This window comes from Marinifilum sp. N1E240 (genome assembly GCF_009295825.1).
Classification (GTDB): domain Bacteria; phylum Bacteroidota; class Bacteroidia; order Bacteroidales; family Marinifilaceae; genus Marinifilum_A; species Marinifilum_A sediminis.
The window spans coordinates 134,844-149,621 of sequence record NZ_WHKF01000004.1 but is presented as its reverse complement, the minus strand read 5'-3'; the positions used below and the strand labels follow the sequence as shown (position 1 = coordinate 149,621).

The following is a 14,778-nucleotide window of genomic DNA, read 5'->3' as shown; positions in this document are numbered from 1 at the left end:
GCAATATAGAACTTCTTTGTATCCCTGATGCATTGGTACTTTAAAACTTTTGAATCACCAATATCCCTCCTAGAATCAATAAAACACCAGCAATACGTCCCCAATTTACAGGTTGCACAGGAACACCAAACAATCCGAAATGATCCAGAATTAATGAAAAAACCAATTGTCCACATACAATTAGTCCAAAACTTAAGGCGGCACCCAATCGCGGTACCAGGAAAATAATTGAAGCAACATAAATTGATCCCATCAAACCTCCAATCCAAGCATATACAGGGGCTTCTTTAATCGCTAAAATGATGTTATTGGGCGTACGTGTTCCAATTATAACCATCAATAGAATAAAACCACCAACTATAAAATTGACCAAAGCCGCCATTAAAGGTGCTTTAAGAAAAGTTCCCAATTTGGCATTAATACTTGCCTGTATAGGCAATAAACAACCAACCACCAGGGCGAGTATCATCAGAAAATATCTCATAAGTATATCGTTTATTTTGGCAAAAATAAGGAATTATTACACGCAAGCATCCACAAGTATTCCATCATATAAAGAGAGAAGCAGATAGGTAAGAATTCTCCTTGCCAAAATCTATTTTTTTAGCGATGTTTGGCTTCCATTTTAAATAATCAGTAATACATACTTAAATACGATGAAAATATCCACTCTATTTTTACTAGTAAGCTTATTCTTAGCTAGCAGTTTGCAGGCACAGGACAAAATGATAAAAACAGATTCTGTTGAAATCATCAAAGATTTTAAAGGGTCGTTTAAATATCAAAACTATTATTTGAGTGCGCAACCAAGTTTAGAGGCATTGCGTTGGTACAAATCGCAAGGTGTAAACAAGATCATTAACCTGCGCACAGAAAAAGAAAATAAGGATTACTCGGCTTATGCCTATAGTGAACAAAACATTGCTGAAGAACTGGGTTTTGAATATCACTCTTTGCCAATTGGCGGATCGAAAGATTACACGCCTGAAAACCTGGCGAAATTCGAGAAATTGATTAAAGGAGATGAGAAACTCTTAATTCACTGTCGTAGTGCAGGTAGAGCGACCATCTTATTTATGGCTTACTTGATTCAACACGAAGGCTACTCGGCAAACGAAGCAGCTACAATTGGTCGTCAGATAAAGTTTTCTTTGCCTTTCGAGAAAATGCTTGATACGGAAATTAGCTTGGAAATGGTGAATTAAAATAAGTAGAACAATACTCTTTACCTAAAGTCATTTCTTATCGCGAAATGGCTTTTCTTTTTCTATTCACTTTAGAATGAATCATAAAAAAACCTCCACCAAAGCAGGTGAAGGTTCTTATTTTAGTATGTATGTAATAAGGAGAAGGGATTTTTCGTTGCTATTTCTAGCAATTGTTTTTCTCCAACAGCTTTATACGTAATTATCCATACGAAATGTTACGTTTACTAGCTATTTTTTTTCAAAAAGCTGTCTGAAAATAGAATGATATTCTATTGTCCAAAGGATATAGATAAAGTATAAAAAACCTCCACCCGTTACAGATGAAGGTTTTAGCTTTAGTATGTAGTAATGAAAAGGTAATCTGGTTTATTTGCCTTTCAAAGGTATTATTTAAATGCAATGTTGACTTTCATAACTTAATTTATTGGACTATTTGCCCAAACCCGACTTCGTGGCACTCAAAATAGCAGCTTGTATAATGCAATTAATCACAAGATTATTCTTTTTCTGAGTTTTAAGTGCAGTAATTATAGCTTATAAATGGAATTAGATCTAAATGATAGTTAGGTTTAAGAAGATGAGCAGAAAAAAGGTGCAATCACGACCAATTGCACCTTAAACTACTGTATCACACCCTATCCCACCAAGAATAAAGGGAAACACAGCATGAATAGCTTATATATGATATTTATGCTACTGGCTCAGGCTCTAATAGAATATCCAAACGATCGGTTTCGCCAAAATTGTGAACCAGTGTTAACTGTTTGGTGATGTAGTTGGTTGCCACGATTTCAACCTGATAGGTATCGGCTTCGAGCTGAGCAATACGGAAACCACCTTTTTCACCTTTTACTACATGATCGATATCTGCCTCGGAAATCAGAATATGCACCCGTTTGATTGGCTGCCTGGTATTTATATCTTTAACTGATCCGATAAGAGCCATTTTTCTACTACCCGGTTTTTCTCGCTTCACGGCTTGCTGATAAGCTGTATACAGCTCGGGATCGGATGTGCTGAAAAAACTCTCCATCAACTTATTCAATTGATTGGTTTGCAGTTGATCTATTTCACGTGCCAATTGTTCTACTTTTAGTCCAGCCTCTTCCCTCTTCTTAATCATCTCCTGCGGTATGGCAATATAGGTTTCCATAACTGATGAATCGTTTTTTAAGATTTGTAGCATGTCTTCTGAAATGCCCATTTCAGCCAAAGATTCGGTATGAGCCTCGCAATAAGCTATCGTTGATATGGATTTGGAGAGAAGCCTGGAGTAGGACAAACGCATCAACTTTTTATGTGTCGATTTGTAATTGTTCATATCAATCAAATCGTTCTTCTGCAAACAATCGTTGTAGATAAGGTTGAGCACCTTAATCAGGCTGCCTGCCAGGTTCTCCTTACTCTCTTTTTTAGTAAGGGTATAACCACCAATATCGATTGCCTGCTGACGAATTGCCGCGTTAAACTGATCGCCCAATTGCAAGAGGCTGGTGATAGTAGTCCAAACCAAAGGAATGACTTCCAGCTTGGTTTTATTCACATCGACGAAATCGTTGATCTGATACATCATGTTTTGAATCGGAACATTTTTTTTATTCATAGCTTCAGAATTTTTATTTTTTAAATGCTTTGAATCCAAATGAATTAGATAAGATTCCAAGCCTACTAATTAGTACAACTTACTTAAATGGCGCTTCGCTCATACCCGACTTCATGGTTCATTTAAAAACTGAAATCAATTGTATTTACGATTTTTGCTACGCTACAATTGTTGGCTTGATCTAAAAAAGATGCCATACTCCGAGGCGCTTAAAAATTAGCAACAAACACCTCTTCTTCATTAGAATAGCTAACACTTAATAAAATCAACAAGCGCAATTTATAGCAAGAATCTAAGCTTTAAAGCTTTAATTTTGTGGCTCTCACAAAAAATTCTCTTGCTCGCGCATAGCTGTCTAAGTCAAAAACAAAACCTTTTGTGGCTCTCACAAAAAATTCTCTTGCTCGCGCATAACTGTCTAAGTCAAAAACAAAACCTTTTGTGGCTCTCACAAAAAATTCTCTTGCTCTCGCATAACTGTCTAAGTCAAAAACAAAACCTTTTGTGGCTCTCACAAAAAATTCTCTTGCTCGCGCATAACTGTCTAAGTCAAAAACAAAACCTTTTGTGGCTCTCGCAAAAAATTCTCTTGCTCGCGCACAACTGTCTAAGTCAAAAACAAAACCTTTTGTGGCTCTCACAAAAAATTCTCTTGCTCGCGCACATCTGTGTATGGGAGAAACAAAACCTTTTGTGACACTCACAATTTTTTTTCAGACTGTTGAACAAACAACAAAGCCTTGCAATTTGCCTTTACTATGGCATACAATATAATTCGCTTACAAACCTCAAATCTTAATTAGCAATCAAAATCTTCAGTTCAGAAATAAGGGGCGTCTTACTTCTTTATTTTTTGGTGGGATTTATAGTATTGGTTCTGCAGAATCAATGTAAAAAGTTCTTCCGGAAGTAACTTTTAGAGAATTAGAGCCTTCTAATTCGTTATTATGAATTAGCTTGAATTAATGCTCTGGTTCTTATTCTATAATAAAGTTAAAGAATTATTTCTTTAAATTCCAAATGTAAAATTCATTTATCAGCAAAAAACTTAGATTCATCACCTAAAAAGTGAGGTTTAAATTAAAGCCTATGCTTTAATTTTAGTAGTCTTTCGGAAGAATTGATTCAATAATATTTTTTTGTAAAATAATTTTAAAATATTTTTATGAGGAGTTATAATTCGGATATTTTTCGCTAATGATCACCTAATCAGAAGGGTATTTGAGATGAGTGATTTTTTATTGTTTGGTTTGGTTTCGAAAGTGTAGTGGATTGGTTCTAAATGGTTTCACTCTGATTTCATTGGTTTTTCTCGACGGCTCGAATATAGGGTATTTGGCATTTCAAAGCACCAACCGATCAAACCGCTATATCTTTTATTAATTGTACTCATTTCAAATTTATCACTAACTGCCAAATGACCTATATTCTTTGTTGGCTTTAGTTGTTTATAGGCAAATAAACCTGATTTGCGGTTAATGTAATTTCAATAATTTCTCTTGTGTCAGAATCTAACTCAAGTAAATCATAAATTGCATTATCAATTTTTACAACATGGTTATCAATCTCTGAATTGTGTTTCATGACTTCTTCTTCATTATTTTCTTGAGTAAGTTTAACCTTTAGAAAGTCACTTTCCTTTTTTAGAACTAAATCAACTTCTTGCTCTACAAAAGATATCAGCTTTGCAGTATTAGGATTTTTAAAGTCTACTTTAGGGATTGTTAATTCAGTAAAAATTGAAGGTTCATGAATATTGATGCTATCGTGTCTGTTTGTTAATAACCAGAGGAAAAATGATGATTTTAAATATGCACTTAAAAATTTTGCAGAATAGTTAGTTTCTTTTCTCATATTTAATTGTAGAACAGGGTCACCTTTTGTATTAAACTGAGGCATTGTTCTTTTTGAGTAAAAGACACCACCACCTGGTGCAATGTATACTGATTCTATATTTTTACTCTCATAGTTTAATGTTTTAGTATAATGCTTAGGGATTGAGAAACGTAAAACGGCATCTTTAAATCGGGGAGCAAATTCATCTTCAAAATAAAAGATGTTCCCTTTACTTTTCCCGTTTTCATTATGTTGACCATATTCAATCAATTCTTGTTGTGCCTGTAATTCCAGTTTTTCAGGTTCATTGACTACAACTTCTTCCGCTATAGCATTTAATGGTATTGAGTTTTCAATGAATGAGCTAACAATTGGCAAAGATTTTAAACTTGTTTTAACTTTTGAGGTGTGAGACTCTATGTCTACTAAATTCTTATGAATCTTTTTCTCAATTTTCTCTACTGTGTAACTTTCTATTTTCTTTTGTATTTTTGCCGCACTAAGAATTAAGACCTTTTGATTTTCGAAAGAATAAATTATCCCATTCTCTTCAATATCTGCTAATCTATCATTACCAAATATTTTAAATACCAATAAAGCTCTCTCATTTTGTAGGGGGTAAAGATTAAAATCTAACCTAATCATTCCACTTATATTTTGAATTGCTTCAAAAACAATATCAATTTTCGGTTCGATATTTTCAAATTTATCTTCTTTAACTTCAATGCCTAAGAGAGTATTTTTTTCGTCTGCTCCTAATACAATAAATCCTCCTTTTGAATTATTTAAAGCGCAAATTGATTTTATTATATCATCTAGACTTTCAGTATCTATTTTAGGTATGTTAATATTATTTCCTGTTTTTATGATATTATCAATAATATCTTGAACTTTAGGATAATTTGTAAAAATGTATTCCGTTGGATTCTGAAAAGAACTTTTAAAACAATTCCAATCAAGTTGTTCTAGCTTAAAAAATGATTTAGACCTACCAATGTCTTTTGCATCATGTGCATCAGATGATTTGATAAAAGCTAAAGGTATTTGTCGTTGATATTCTTTAGAAGTATTAAGTGTGTTTTCAAGCTGTTTTCTTTGTTTCTCGCTTTTATAACAAACACCAGATAAGTTAGAGTTTCTAAATGCATGAGCTCTAGTATTACCTTTAGGTATAGTATTTAATATTCCCTTATCAGAATCTGTATGCCCATCAATAACCAAGCAATCATAGTTCTTAACTTCCTCATATAAATCAAATATTGACCAATTTGAGATTGTATCCGATTTTTCATAGCCATAAGAATCTGAAGTGTACCCGCCATCCTTTAGAAATTGCTTAATTTTTAATAAAGGTGTGTCTGGATTGAATATTACCAACATGTGTAATCCGTTATTTACTTCGAATTCTACAGCTGGTAGAATTAAAATACCATTGTAGTAATTTAGCGTCTTTGTAAGTTCTTTAATTCTCTTTTTGGCTTGGTTAGAATCATTTAATGAATTTAGTATATCAATCTCACCCTCTATTTTAGCTTTCTGATTTAATAATTTAGAGTAACCTTCTATACTATTGTGGTCGCTTATTGCAATTATATCTAGTTTTTTCCTTTTCGCAGACTTTAATATTTCAAAATATTCATTGTCCACTTTTGTTCCCTTATAACATTTTGAAGCGGGTGTATGTACATGCAAATCTGCGCTATAAATATTTAGTTCTTTTTTCATGCGATTCTGATTCTTTTTTCAATTAAAGCCAACTATGTTATAACAAGCAAATGCTTGTTATTTTTTTAATATTGCATTAAAAGGTGTTGTTATGATTTGACATTGAAAGTACAAAACAATAATTGCTTAACAAAATACTAAACTTTAATTGTAATTGGGAACTACTTGCTAAGCATCTTGAGATGATTAGCAAGTTCTCAGTTGATAAGAGCTTAATAATTTTAGTTTGAAGTGGTGAAAGTGAAAAGCAAAGCTTTAAAATGTATTCGTTTAATTTTATAAGGATGTGGAAGGCTTAGTTTTGTTGTGCCTACGGCAAGCTATGTTTTATATGCCATTGTTAGCTTGCGTGATTTTTCTGAAATTTGTCAATATTAAAATCATCCCTATTACAATCCCCATTAATAGTCCTCCAATATGAGCGGCATTGTCAATACCTCCAAGAAGTCCAAATAATAAACTCACACCTCCATAAAGACCTAAGATTATCAAATATACTCCACCAAATCCTCCATCTTTTTTTGTCAATAGAAGTGCAATCATAACTCCCATCATTCCAAAAATAGCACCACTTGCCCCAACACTAATTGTATTTTCGTGCCAGTAAATACTTACTAAACTTGCTCCAATACCTGATAAAATATATGCCAGTAATGTTCTTGTCCGACCTAGTATTGGTTCAATTGACGCACAAGTTGCACCAATACCAATTAAATTCATCATTATGTGCATTAAACCACCATGAAGAAACATAGAAGTAAAAAGTCTCCATGATTCACCATTCAATACTTCATATCTACGATTAGCTCCTAAATCAAGTAGTTCTTTAGGTGTAGCTGATATTATATTGATACCAGAAAAAACTAAGAATACAAAGACTATTAAGTTTGCATTAATCAAAATTGCAGTTGTAAAATGGTCGCCTTTGGGAACTAAAAATTTTAAAAAATCTTTTAAGCCATCATCTTGCAACGGTCTTTTGTCTGTAAATCTTCTAAATTCCGTGTAGTCAATTGATGGAATAAGAACCATTAATAAAAAAACAAATGCCACAATACCGAAAGAGCCAAAAATCCAGGCAAATTTATTTCCTGCTTTATCAGCAAAAGGTTCGTCAATAGGTTCAAGGATTATCAAGTTTTCAGTACTGTTATTTTTCTGTCTCGCTTTAACAGCTTCAATATAACCATCTCTGTCATCTGAATACGTAAGTCCTTGCAAGTATTGATAATCCGAATAATTATATTGCTCGTATTTTTTTACACATTCTTCGTAGAACTCTCTCCATCTTGTATTCTTTTTTTCATCACTGGAATGATTGCTCATACTTTCTGTAAACTTAAATCCATACCAATATTTATGGTTTATCAATTCTACCTGTTGGTTGTGGTCAACTAATGGCACTATAAAATAAGTTGTAAAGTTTAATTTATCATTATGTCTCCCACTTGTACGAGATGCTCTGTGTGCACCAGCATATTCTTTTATGATGTTAAAATCAGTTATTTTATAACAATCAATATTACTAGCACCAGTTATTTCATAGGGTGAAATAACCTGAATCAGCTGACTACTTGATGCTTGAATATACCCTTGTGTAACTATTGTAGGCACAAGAATTGAAGCAACTGCAATAAATTGGTAAAAGAAAAAACCGTTATCCCTTTTTCCTCGAACATTTAAAAATCTAATTCTTCTCCTTAACCATATTAGAATTAGAATCCAAGACAAAGCAAAAGGAATCCAAAAATTTAACAAGTCTTCTTTCAAATGTAATACTCCAAGTTTGTAATCAAAATACCATCTAAATATGGAATAGCAAATTATGAATGCTATGCCAATCAGAAGGTATCTACCATAGATGTATCTTAGTTTAAGTGATATTTCTTTCATTTATTGCAGAATGTTTTTCTAATGCAATCTAACTATGTTATAACTAGCATCTACTTGTTAATTTTCACTATCGCGGTAAAAGGTGTTGTTATGATTCGACTTTGAAAGTCCAAAACAATCCTTATTGTTCTTCAATTAAAATTTCACCATTATCTCTAGTTTTAAAATAAATTATTAAAACAAACAATAGGAAGATAATCACAGTCGAAAATGAAAGATTATATGTTGCCATTACAAATCCCCAAAGAGCTGATGTCACTATCAAAATCAGAAAGTTTTTTAATGTAAAGTTTTTCCCATTTATATATTTTGTTTTAAAGACTTTAAGAACTGTATCCTCTTTTTTTATTGTGCATTTAAGAATGCCTTTCCACATATTTTCTGTTACAAATTTAACTTCGTATCTCTGTCCGTTCTCATCTTGAAAGTTATGTGAGCTTTGCATCTTCATACTTCTTTGTTCAGACACAAGTTCATTATTTAAAAACACCTTCTCCTTTCCATTTATATTTGAACCCCAAATTTGGATAGTATTCATTTCATCATTATGAATGAACCAATTTCCATTCTTTATACTTGCTTCTGATTTATCTGGTATCATTTTTTTTCAATGTTGTCTGACGGTTTGAATATGGTTCGTTTGGCATTCAACGCTCCATATTTTCAACTTACCATTATGCTTATTTATTGCTACTATCTTCAATATTAGCAGTATCTGCCAAATGCACTATATTTTTGTTAGGCAAAGTACTTCGTTATCTTTTAATTATTTTTCTCCACTCTTAATAAATGGATTTATAAAGGATTTTCCATTCATTATATTAAGTGCATTAAAGATTGAAAATAATGCACCAACTAGCAAGCCTCCTATAAATGGTGTTAACATATTTATCTTCCAATAAACCCATAAACCTCCCAAACTGATTCCTAATATACATAGTTGCATACTAAGAGTTGCATTGAAATGAATTGTCATTTCTTTGGTTTTATTTTTTCTTTTATTCCAAAGAATCAATGTTGGAAAGAATAGAGGTAACAATCCACTAAAATGTAAAAGTCCTAACCAATTGTTGTTATTTACCTCCTGAATTTCTTTATCATTATTTGTCTTATCTACAAATAAGCTAAAATCAACTTCAAGTGCTTTTGCAATCATTTGAAGTGTGTATGCTCGTGGGTCTACTTCCCCATTTTCTATTCGTTAAATGGTTCTTGAACTGATCTCAGTTCTGCCAGCCAGTTCTTCCTGAGTCAAACCCTTTTTTATCCGTAATTCTTTAATAAGTTTTCCTGTTTCCATTTTTTTCTCGTTTTTAATTTGAGACAAATGTCTGACTGATTAGGGTAACTTTCCAACTACAAAAACACGACATTCTCACGACACTCACCGATAACAACTTAGTAATTAGCTTTTTAAGCCATAGCAGAGATGTGAAATTGTCTAGTCATTAATAATCCATTAATCTTTAATGAAAATATCCTTTCTTAAATAATCCACCGTTTGTTACAAATCTTTATTTCGTGCATCGTTATCACTCCCTAGTATTTTGCCTAACGTAAAAGTGTTTTATCCTTTTGTTTTCTAAAATTAACAAAACATTATTAAGAGTACCGAGTTTTAAATCTCAGAATAATTCCAAATAAAGGATAAAACATAGTTGGACAATGCCGCTATGCAAGGGGTATTTAATGGGTTCTTCGGCTATTTTTTACTTATTTTCCCGCTTGAAAGTTAAATGTATTCGTTTAATTTTATGGGATGTGGAGGGTTAGTTTTGTTGGCAGCTTTTCTTCTCTTTATAAACTTGGGAAAGCACTTAATCTAAAATAGATTTGATTATTACCAATACCAAGATGACATACAACATCATTTTCCAAAATCCAGGTATGATGAATTGATTCAATCCCTCTTTCTTTCATTTCTTTATAAAACACATCGTAGTCACTGAACTCAACTTTTTCATTCGATACTATATCATATGGAGAAGAAGCTGTTTCAGTATTCACAAAACTAGAGTATGGTAATTGTTTAAAATTTTCTTTCACCAATTTTGCTAAATGATCTATGCTTTCAGGAAATTCATTCTTAAAAACAGCTTCCCCATTGATTTCATCCAACAAGGTTTGCGCAGATCCGTCGCTATTTTCCTGGTATTGTCCGGTTAAACGAACTTTATAATTTCCGCTCAAAGTTTCTATTTCAAATTTTGGTTCAGAAAGTATCGCATCAGAAGGAATATAAAAACGATTATAATCTACCGTGAAGTTCTGGATAGGTTCTCCAATATAACCTATCAATTCAGTAATATCTATATCCTCATACACCTTTTCTGAATCATCCTTAGAACAACTCATGATTAACAGAAAGAATAGCATTGCATACAATAAACACTTAGGTCTATTGGCTAATGGTTGATTTATCTTTGTCGATTTCATCTATTTATATTCTATACACTTTTCAACAATAATTGCTACTAACATAAAAGTGCTTTATCTTTTTGCTTGTATTTGTATTCTCAATTGTTCCTAATAAAACGATTATGAATTTCGAACAGAATGTGACTCTTGGTCATTCCATTATTCCCTTCATTATTTTTTCACGATACTGTAGAAAGCTTGTTATTTCCTTTTATATGAAATAATTTTCTCTGTATTATAGATTATTGCTGTACGAACTCTGAGTTCATCCTTGTTTAATTCTTTAATTTTCCAAATACCATATTTAGAGTCTAACCTATCCGGAAAATATATAAAATCATTTGTTGTATTTAGCAGCCATTTTCTTCTGCTGGTTCCATAATACTGTCTATATTCCAATGAGTCACCTTTTATTTTCAAAGCATAATCCGATTCAATATCACCAGAAAAATCTTGTGGCTTTAAAGGGCGAGGTGGCTCAGGAAAATCCCCTTGCTTCACTCTATTTCCTATCCACACTCCTTCAAGGTTTCTAATATCTCGCTTATTCTTAATTTCCTGCAGTTTAAATTTCTTATTTTTAGTATAGTAAGCCGTCAGGTTGATCTCATCCTCAGAGCTATTATTAATCAAAAATGGAGTTGGAAACATCATGTCTAAAACCAAAAAATTAAACGATTTGTAGGTTTCGGTCCTCCACCTCTTCGTTCTATTATTAGAATAAGCATTGTTTCCAATGTCAAGAAACAGACTGTCGTTTATAAAATCAATTGAATCGGCATATTGGGGACCTGTAAATGCAAACGCCTTGTTTCTAAAACTTGGTATTGGCTGTTTATTCACCTGAATCAATCTTTTTAGCACTAGATCTACTTTATATTGATGCTTAAATTGTATTACCAAACTATCTTTTGTAATGGTTTTAAGGGTAAAACACATCGTATCAATACAAAGTTTATTCCCTTTCAATTTGTAATTAAACTCTTCAATCTTACCATAATCGGGTAAACTTTCATGATTGAACGATTTTATCCATAATGTATCTTCAGAAAAATCGTACAAAGATCTTATATGTATAGGAGAAATATCCTTTTTAGGATATTCTATTTTATAGGCAAGCATCCAAACGCCTTCAAGAGATTTTTCCGATTTAAATGATCCCAAAAGGATGAAACATAAGCATAGATAGTAGATTTTCCTCATCAATTTAAAATTAAGTAAATACTTAAGCAATGAATCTACAAAACTATAAAGACTTAACAAAATAAAAAAGCCTGAACTATCAGTTCAGACTTTATCTTTATTTTCTAACGCAAAATTTTCTCCATTTTACGACCTTTGGCTAATTCATCAATCAGCTTTTCAAAACGTCTGCATTGTTTATACACTTCGAATTCATCTTCTATTTCTTCAATTCGATAACCACAAACCACCCCTTTAATCATGTGTGCATTGGGATGGATTTTTGCCTTCTCAAAAAACGTTCTAAAGCTTACTTTCTCATCGATAAGTGATTGTAATTTTTTTTCATCAAAACCAGTAAACCATTCTATTACCTGGTGGAACTCTTCTTTTGTCCTACCATTTTTTTCCAATCTATTCCAGTAAAGGGGGTAAATAGATGCAAAGATCATATTCGCAACTTGTTCATTTTTTTCAGCTGTAACCTTCATATTATTCTTGATTTAAAATTGGAGCTAGCTATGTTGTAACAAGTTTGAAAATACAAAACTATAATGATTTAATGGTTCTATATGAAATATATTGGGTAAGCAAATTGATTATTCTATGAAAAACAATTATCCTATGATTCTTTCTTTTACTATTTCTTTGCTCAAGCCGCATGGCTTTTACTTTCTCTATTGATGAGAAAGTAAACAAAGAATCTAGGGCGTGTAAGCTCAAACTACTTTTACTTGAAAACATTAAGTTCGGCGGATAAGCAGCTTGCCCTTCCAATGCCCATCAAGCTAACTCAAAGTATTTTTCAACATATAAACGACATAAATTGATGAACTACCTACTTTAAATCATACAGAGCCAATTTAATAAAATACTATAAAATGGAAAAACCTGAACCAGTGACTCAGGCTTTTCCTTTTTAAATTTCATGAATGGTAAATTCCAATTTAAAAATTACTGGTTAGTGCAAGAAAAGAACCTATCGCAATCAGAAACCAAAGCAATACACCTAAAACAAAGCTTTTGAAACCAGCTTGTTTTGCTTCGGAAAAAGAGATGTTTGAACCTATTAGAAAAAGAGCGATGACCATTCCTCGTTTGCCCAGCCAATTCAAGTGTTCGTAGCTAACCGCATTTGATGGAAACAAATAGGCTGTAAGAATACTGGCTACAAAAAGTCCTATAAACCAGGGAATTTTAATTTTTCCGTTTGCTTTGTCTTTTTGAGTGAATGCAATAACCAGCGATAAGGGGATAATCCATAAGGCACGTATTAATTTTACCGTTGTTGCAACCTCTAGAGCTTTAACACCATAAGTTGCTCCTGCCCCAACTACCGAGCTGGTATCGTGAATGGCAATTGCAGCCCAGGTTCCAAATGTTTCCTGACTCATGTTAAAGTAATGACCTAAAATAGGAAAAATGAGTAAGGCAATGGCATTCAATATAAAGATGACCACCAAAGAGAAAGATACCTGATAGTTCTTCGCATGTAGTACCGGAGCAACAGCAGCAATGGCACTCCCACCGCAAATGGCTGTCCCTGCCGATATCAATAGTCCTATTTTAGATTCAATTTTCAGAAGCCTGGTGATTAATAATCCCACACACATTACGAATACCACAGATATTGCCGTATCGATAAAGCCAGTTTTGGAGGCAGAAATCACCTGGGTTAAATTCATTCCAAAGCCCATTAGCACAATGGATGCTTGCAATGAAAAGGAGGTGTATTTTGCTATATTATCATGTTTCAGTCCCATTAATGATAAGACAATACCTAAGCCCAAAGCAAGGGATGGCGAAATGAAAGGCATAAAACACAGAAATAGTATTGCACCGTAGATCGTTTTGATTTGTTTTTGATTTAAAGTCATATTTTAGTCCATTTGTTCGGAACAAAAATATGCTTAAGCTATAGCTATATCAAATACAATATAATTATCAGCAATAACTAAAAGTTATAATGAGAGAGAAAATCCATAAATAATTCGGTGATTGAAGTGTGATGTCCCTGTCTTAGGGCGATTCGAAATTTTCGATTCATAGAGGTATTCTTAATCCCTATTTTAACGATTTCTTTTAATCGCAATTCCTTTTCGATAGATTTCTCAGAAACGAGTGCAATTCCATCGAAATCAGCCAGAAAGTTTTTAATTGCCTCGGTACTTCCCAGGTGCATCACTATATTGAGCTGATCTAAGCTAATGTTGTTCTTTAGCAAACTGTGCTGAATCACCTGAAGTGTGCCTGAACCTTTTTCTCTGAGTACAACGGGCAATTCCTGCAGATCGGCTAAGGAAATCAATTTTCGTTTGGAACATACACTATTGCTTCCGCTTACTGCAATAATTTCATCGTCAAGAAAATCTTTATACTGAATATTGGATTGAGAACTGTCATTTTCGACTAAGGCAATGTCTATTTCATTTCCCAGAAGCTTTTGCTCCATATCAAAGGAGTTGCCGTTTAGCAAATAGACCTCAATTTTAGGATAACGCTTGTAAAATGCAGCGATAACCTTAGGAATCAAATATTGTGAAATGGTTGAGCTGGCACCAATTCGAAGTGTTCCTTTGAAAGAATCATTCAATCTCTCGATATTAAATTCCAATTCTCGATACTGTTGCCGAATCTCGTTTAAGTGATTGTAGGTAAGATTTCCAGCTTCTGTCAGGTAGATTTTATTGCCTTTTCGCTCGAACAAAGCAATGTTTAATCTGGTTTCTAACTCTTTAATGTGCTTGGTAACTGCTGGCTGACTGATAAATAATTCTTCTGCAGCTTTTGAAAAGCTTAAATTTTCTGCAACCGCTAAAAAAACTTTATCTCTGTAATCCATATTCTTGGTCCTGTTAATCTTTCCTATGTTTGCTAGGCAAAATAAGCCTAAGCCTTTCGGGATAAAATTAA

General features: G+C 32.9%; 14 protein-coding genes. 1 reads left to right on the top strand and 13 read right to left on the bottom strand.

The window, feature by feature from the left end:
* Window positions 1-40: 40 nt before the first annotated feature.
* Complete coding sequence (locus tag GCQ56_RS12090; RefSeq protein WP_152734735.1) at window positions 41-484, bottom strand: DMT family transporter; 444 nt, start codon at window positions 482-484, stop codon at window positions 41-43.
* A 172-nt stretch (window positions 485-656) separates the two neighbouring features.
* Between GCQ56_RS12090 and GCQ56_RS12085 the strand changes: the two genes are divergently transcribed.
* Window positions 657-1,205, top strand: a complete 549-nt coding sequence (locus GCQ56_RS12085; protein WP_152734734.1) for a fused DSP-PTPase phosphatase/NAD kinase-like protein — start codon at window positions 657-659, stop codon at window positions 1,203-1,205.
* A 691-nt stretch (window positions 1,206-1,896) separates the two neighbouring features.
* Here the strand turns inward: GCQ56_RS12085 and GCQ56_RS12080 are convergent.
* From GCQ56_RS12080 to GCQ56_RS12025, 12 genes are all read right to left on the bottom strand, one after another.
* Entirely contained in the window at window positions 1,897-2,811 is a 915-nt protein-coding gene (locus tag GCQ56_RS12080) for a carboxypeptidase-like regulatory domain-containing protein (protein ID WP_152734733.1), read from the bottom strand.
* A 299-nt stretch (window positions 2,812-3,110) separates the two neighbouring features.
* Complete coding sequence (locus tag GCQ56_RS12075; protein ID WP_152734732.1) at window positions 3,111-3,452, bottom strand: hypothetical protein; 342 nt, start codon at window positions 3,450-3,452, stop codon at window positions 3,111-3,113.
* 799 nt (window positions 3,453-4,251) lie between these two features.
* A complete protein-coding gene (locus tag GCQ56_RS12070) occupies window positions 4,252-6,372 on the bottom strand; it encodes an RNA-binding domain-containing protein (RefSeq protein ID WP_152734731.1) in 2,121 nt (706 codons plus the stop codon).
* A 327-nt stretch (window positions 6,373-6,699) separates the two neighbouring features.
* Complete coding sequence (locus GCQ56_RS12065; RefSeq protein WP_152734730.1) at window positions 6,700-8,265, bottom strand: rhomboid family intramembrane serine protease; 1,566 nt, start codon at window positions 8,263-8,265, stop codon at window positions 6,700-6,702.
* A 121-nt stretch (window positions 8,266-8,386) separates the two neighbouring features.
* A complete protein-coding gene (locus tag GCQ56_RS12060; protein WP_152734729.1) occupies window positions 8,387-8,866 on the bottom strand; it encodes a hypothetical protein in 480 nt (159 codons plus the stop codon).
* Between the two features lie 165 nt (window positions 8,867-9,031).
* Window positions 9,032-9,421: a hypothetical protein gene (locus GCQ56_RS12055; RefSeq protein WP_152734728.1), complete on the bottom strand. Its 390-nt coding sequence runs from the start codon at window positions 9,419-9,421 to the stop codon at window positions 9,032-9,034.
* 45 nt (window positions 9,422-9,466) lie between these two features.
* Window positions 9,467-9,565 carry a helix-turn-helix transcriptional regulator gene (locus tag GCQ56_RS12050; RefSeq protein WP_152734727.1) on the bottom strand — a complete coding sequence of 33 codons (99 nt, stop codon included), beginning with the start codon at window positions 9,563-9,565 and terminating at the stop codon, window positions 9,467-9,469.
* Between the two features lie 497 nt (window positions 9,566-10,062).
* Entirely contained in the window at window positions 10,063-10,701 is a 639-nt protein-coding gene (locus tag GCQ56_RS12045; protein WP_152734726.1) for a hypothetical protein, read from the bottom strand.
* A gap of 183 nt (window positions 10,702-10,884) precedes the next feature.
* Complete coding sequence (locus tag GCQ56_RS12040; protein WP_152734725.1) at window positions 10,885-11,886, bottom strand: hypothetical protein; 1,002 nt, start codon at window positions 11,884-11,886, stop codon at window positions 10,885-10,887.
* Between the two features lie 104 nt (window positions 11,887-11,990).
* The gene (locus GCQ56_RS12035) at window positions 11,991-12,356 is read right to left on the bottom strand and encodes a DUF2200 domain-containing protein (protein WP_152734724.1); all 366 of its coding nucleotides are present in this window, start codon (window positions 12,354-12,356) and stop codon (window positions 11,991-11,993) included.
* Between the two features lie 456 nt (window positions 12,357-12,812).
* Window positions 12,813-13,742: a YeiH family protein gene (locus GCQ56_RS12030; RefSeq protein WP_152734723.1), complete on the bottom strand. Its 930-nt coding sequence runs from the start codon at window positions 13,740-13,742 to the stop codon at window positions 12,813-12,815.
* A gap of 77 nt (window positions 13,743-13,819) precedes the next feature.
* On the bottom strand, window positions 13,820-14,707 hold the full coding sequence (locus GCQ56_RS12025; protein ID WP_152734722.1) for a LysR substrate-binding domain-containing protein: 888 nt from the start codon (window positions 14,705-14,707) through the stop codon (window positions 13,820-13,822).
* Between the last annotated feature and the right edge of the window lie 71 nt (window positions 14,708-14,778).

Coding starts and splice junctions, on each gene's coding strand:
- GCQ56_RS12090 (WP_152734735.1), bottom strand. CDS start 484: ATGAGATATTTTCTGATGATACTCGCCCTGGTGGTTGGTTGTTTATTG.
- GCQ56_RS12085 (WP_152734734.1), top strand. CDS start 657: ATGAAAATATCCACTCTATTTTTACTAGTAAGCTTATTCTTAGCTAGC.
- GCQ56_RS12080 (WP_152734733.1), bottom strand. CDS start 2,811: ATGAATAAAAAAAATGTTCCGATTCAAAACATGATGTATCAGATCAAC.
- GCQ56_RS12070 (WP_152734731.1), bottom strand. CDS start 6,372: ATGAAAAAAGAACTAAATATTTATAGCGCAGATTTGCATGTACATACA.
- GCQ56_RS12065 (WP_152734730.1), bottom strand. CDS start 8,265: ATGAAAGAAATATCACTTAAACTAAGATACATCTATGGTAGATACCTT.
- GCQ56_RS12060 (WP_152734729.1), bottom strand. CDS start 8,866: ATGATACCAGATAAATCAGAAGCAAGTATAAAGAATGGAAATTGGTTC.
- GCQ56_RS12055 (WP_152734728.1), bottom strand. CDS start 9,421: ATGATTGCAAAAGCACTTGAAGTTGATTTTAGCTTATTTGTAGATAAG.
- GCQ56_RS12050 (WP_152734727.1), bottom strand. CDS start 9,565: ATGGAAACAGGAAAACTTATTAAAGAATTACGGATAAAAAAGGGTTTG.
- GCQ56_RS12045 (WP_152734726.1), bottom strand. CDS start 10,701: ATGAAATCGACAAAGATAAATCAACCATTAGCCAATAGACCTAAGTGT.
- GCQ56_RS12040 (WP_152734725.1), bottom strand. CDS start 11,886: ATGAGGAAAATCTACTATCTATGCTTATGTTTCATCCTTTTGGGATCA.
- GCQ56_RS12035 (WP_152734724.1), bottom strand. CDS start 12,356: ATGAAGGTTACAGCTGAAAAAAATGAACAAGTTGCGAATATGATCTTT.
- GCQ56_RS12030 (WP_152734723.1), bottom strand. CDS start 13,742: ATGACTTTAAATCAAAAACAAATCAAAACGATCTACGGTGCAATACTA.
- GCQ56_RS12025 (WP_152734722.1), bottom strand. CDS start 14,707: ATGGATTACAGAGATAAAGTTTTTTTAGCGGTTGCAGAAAATTTAAGC.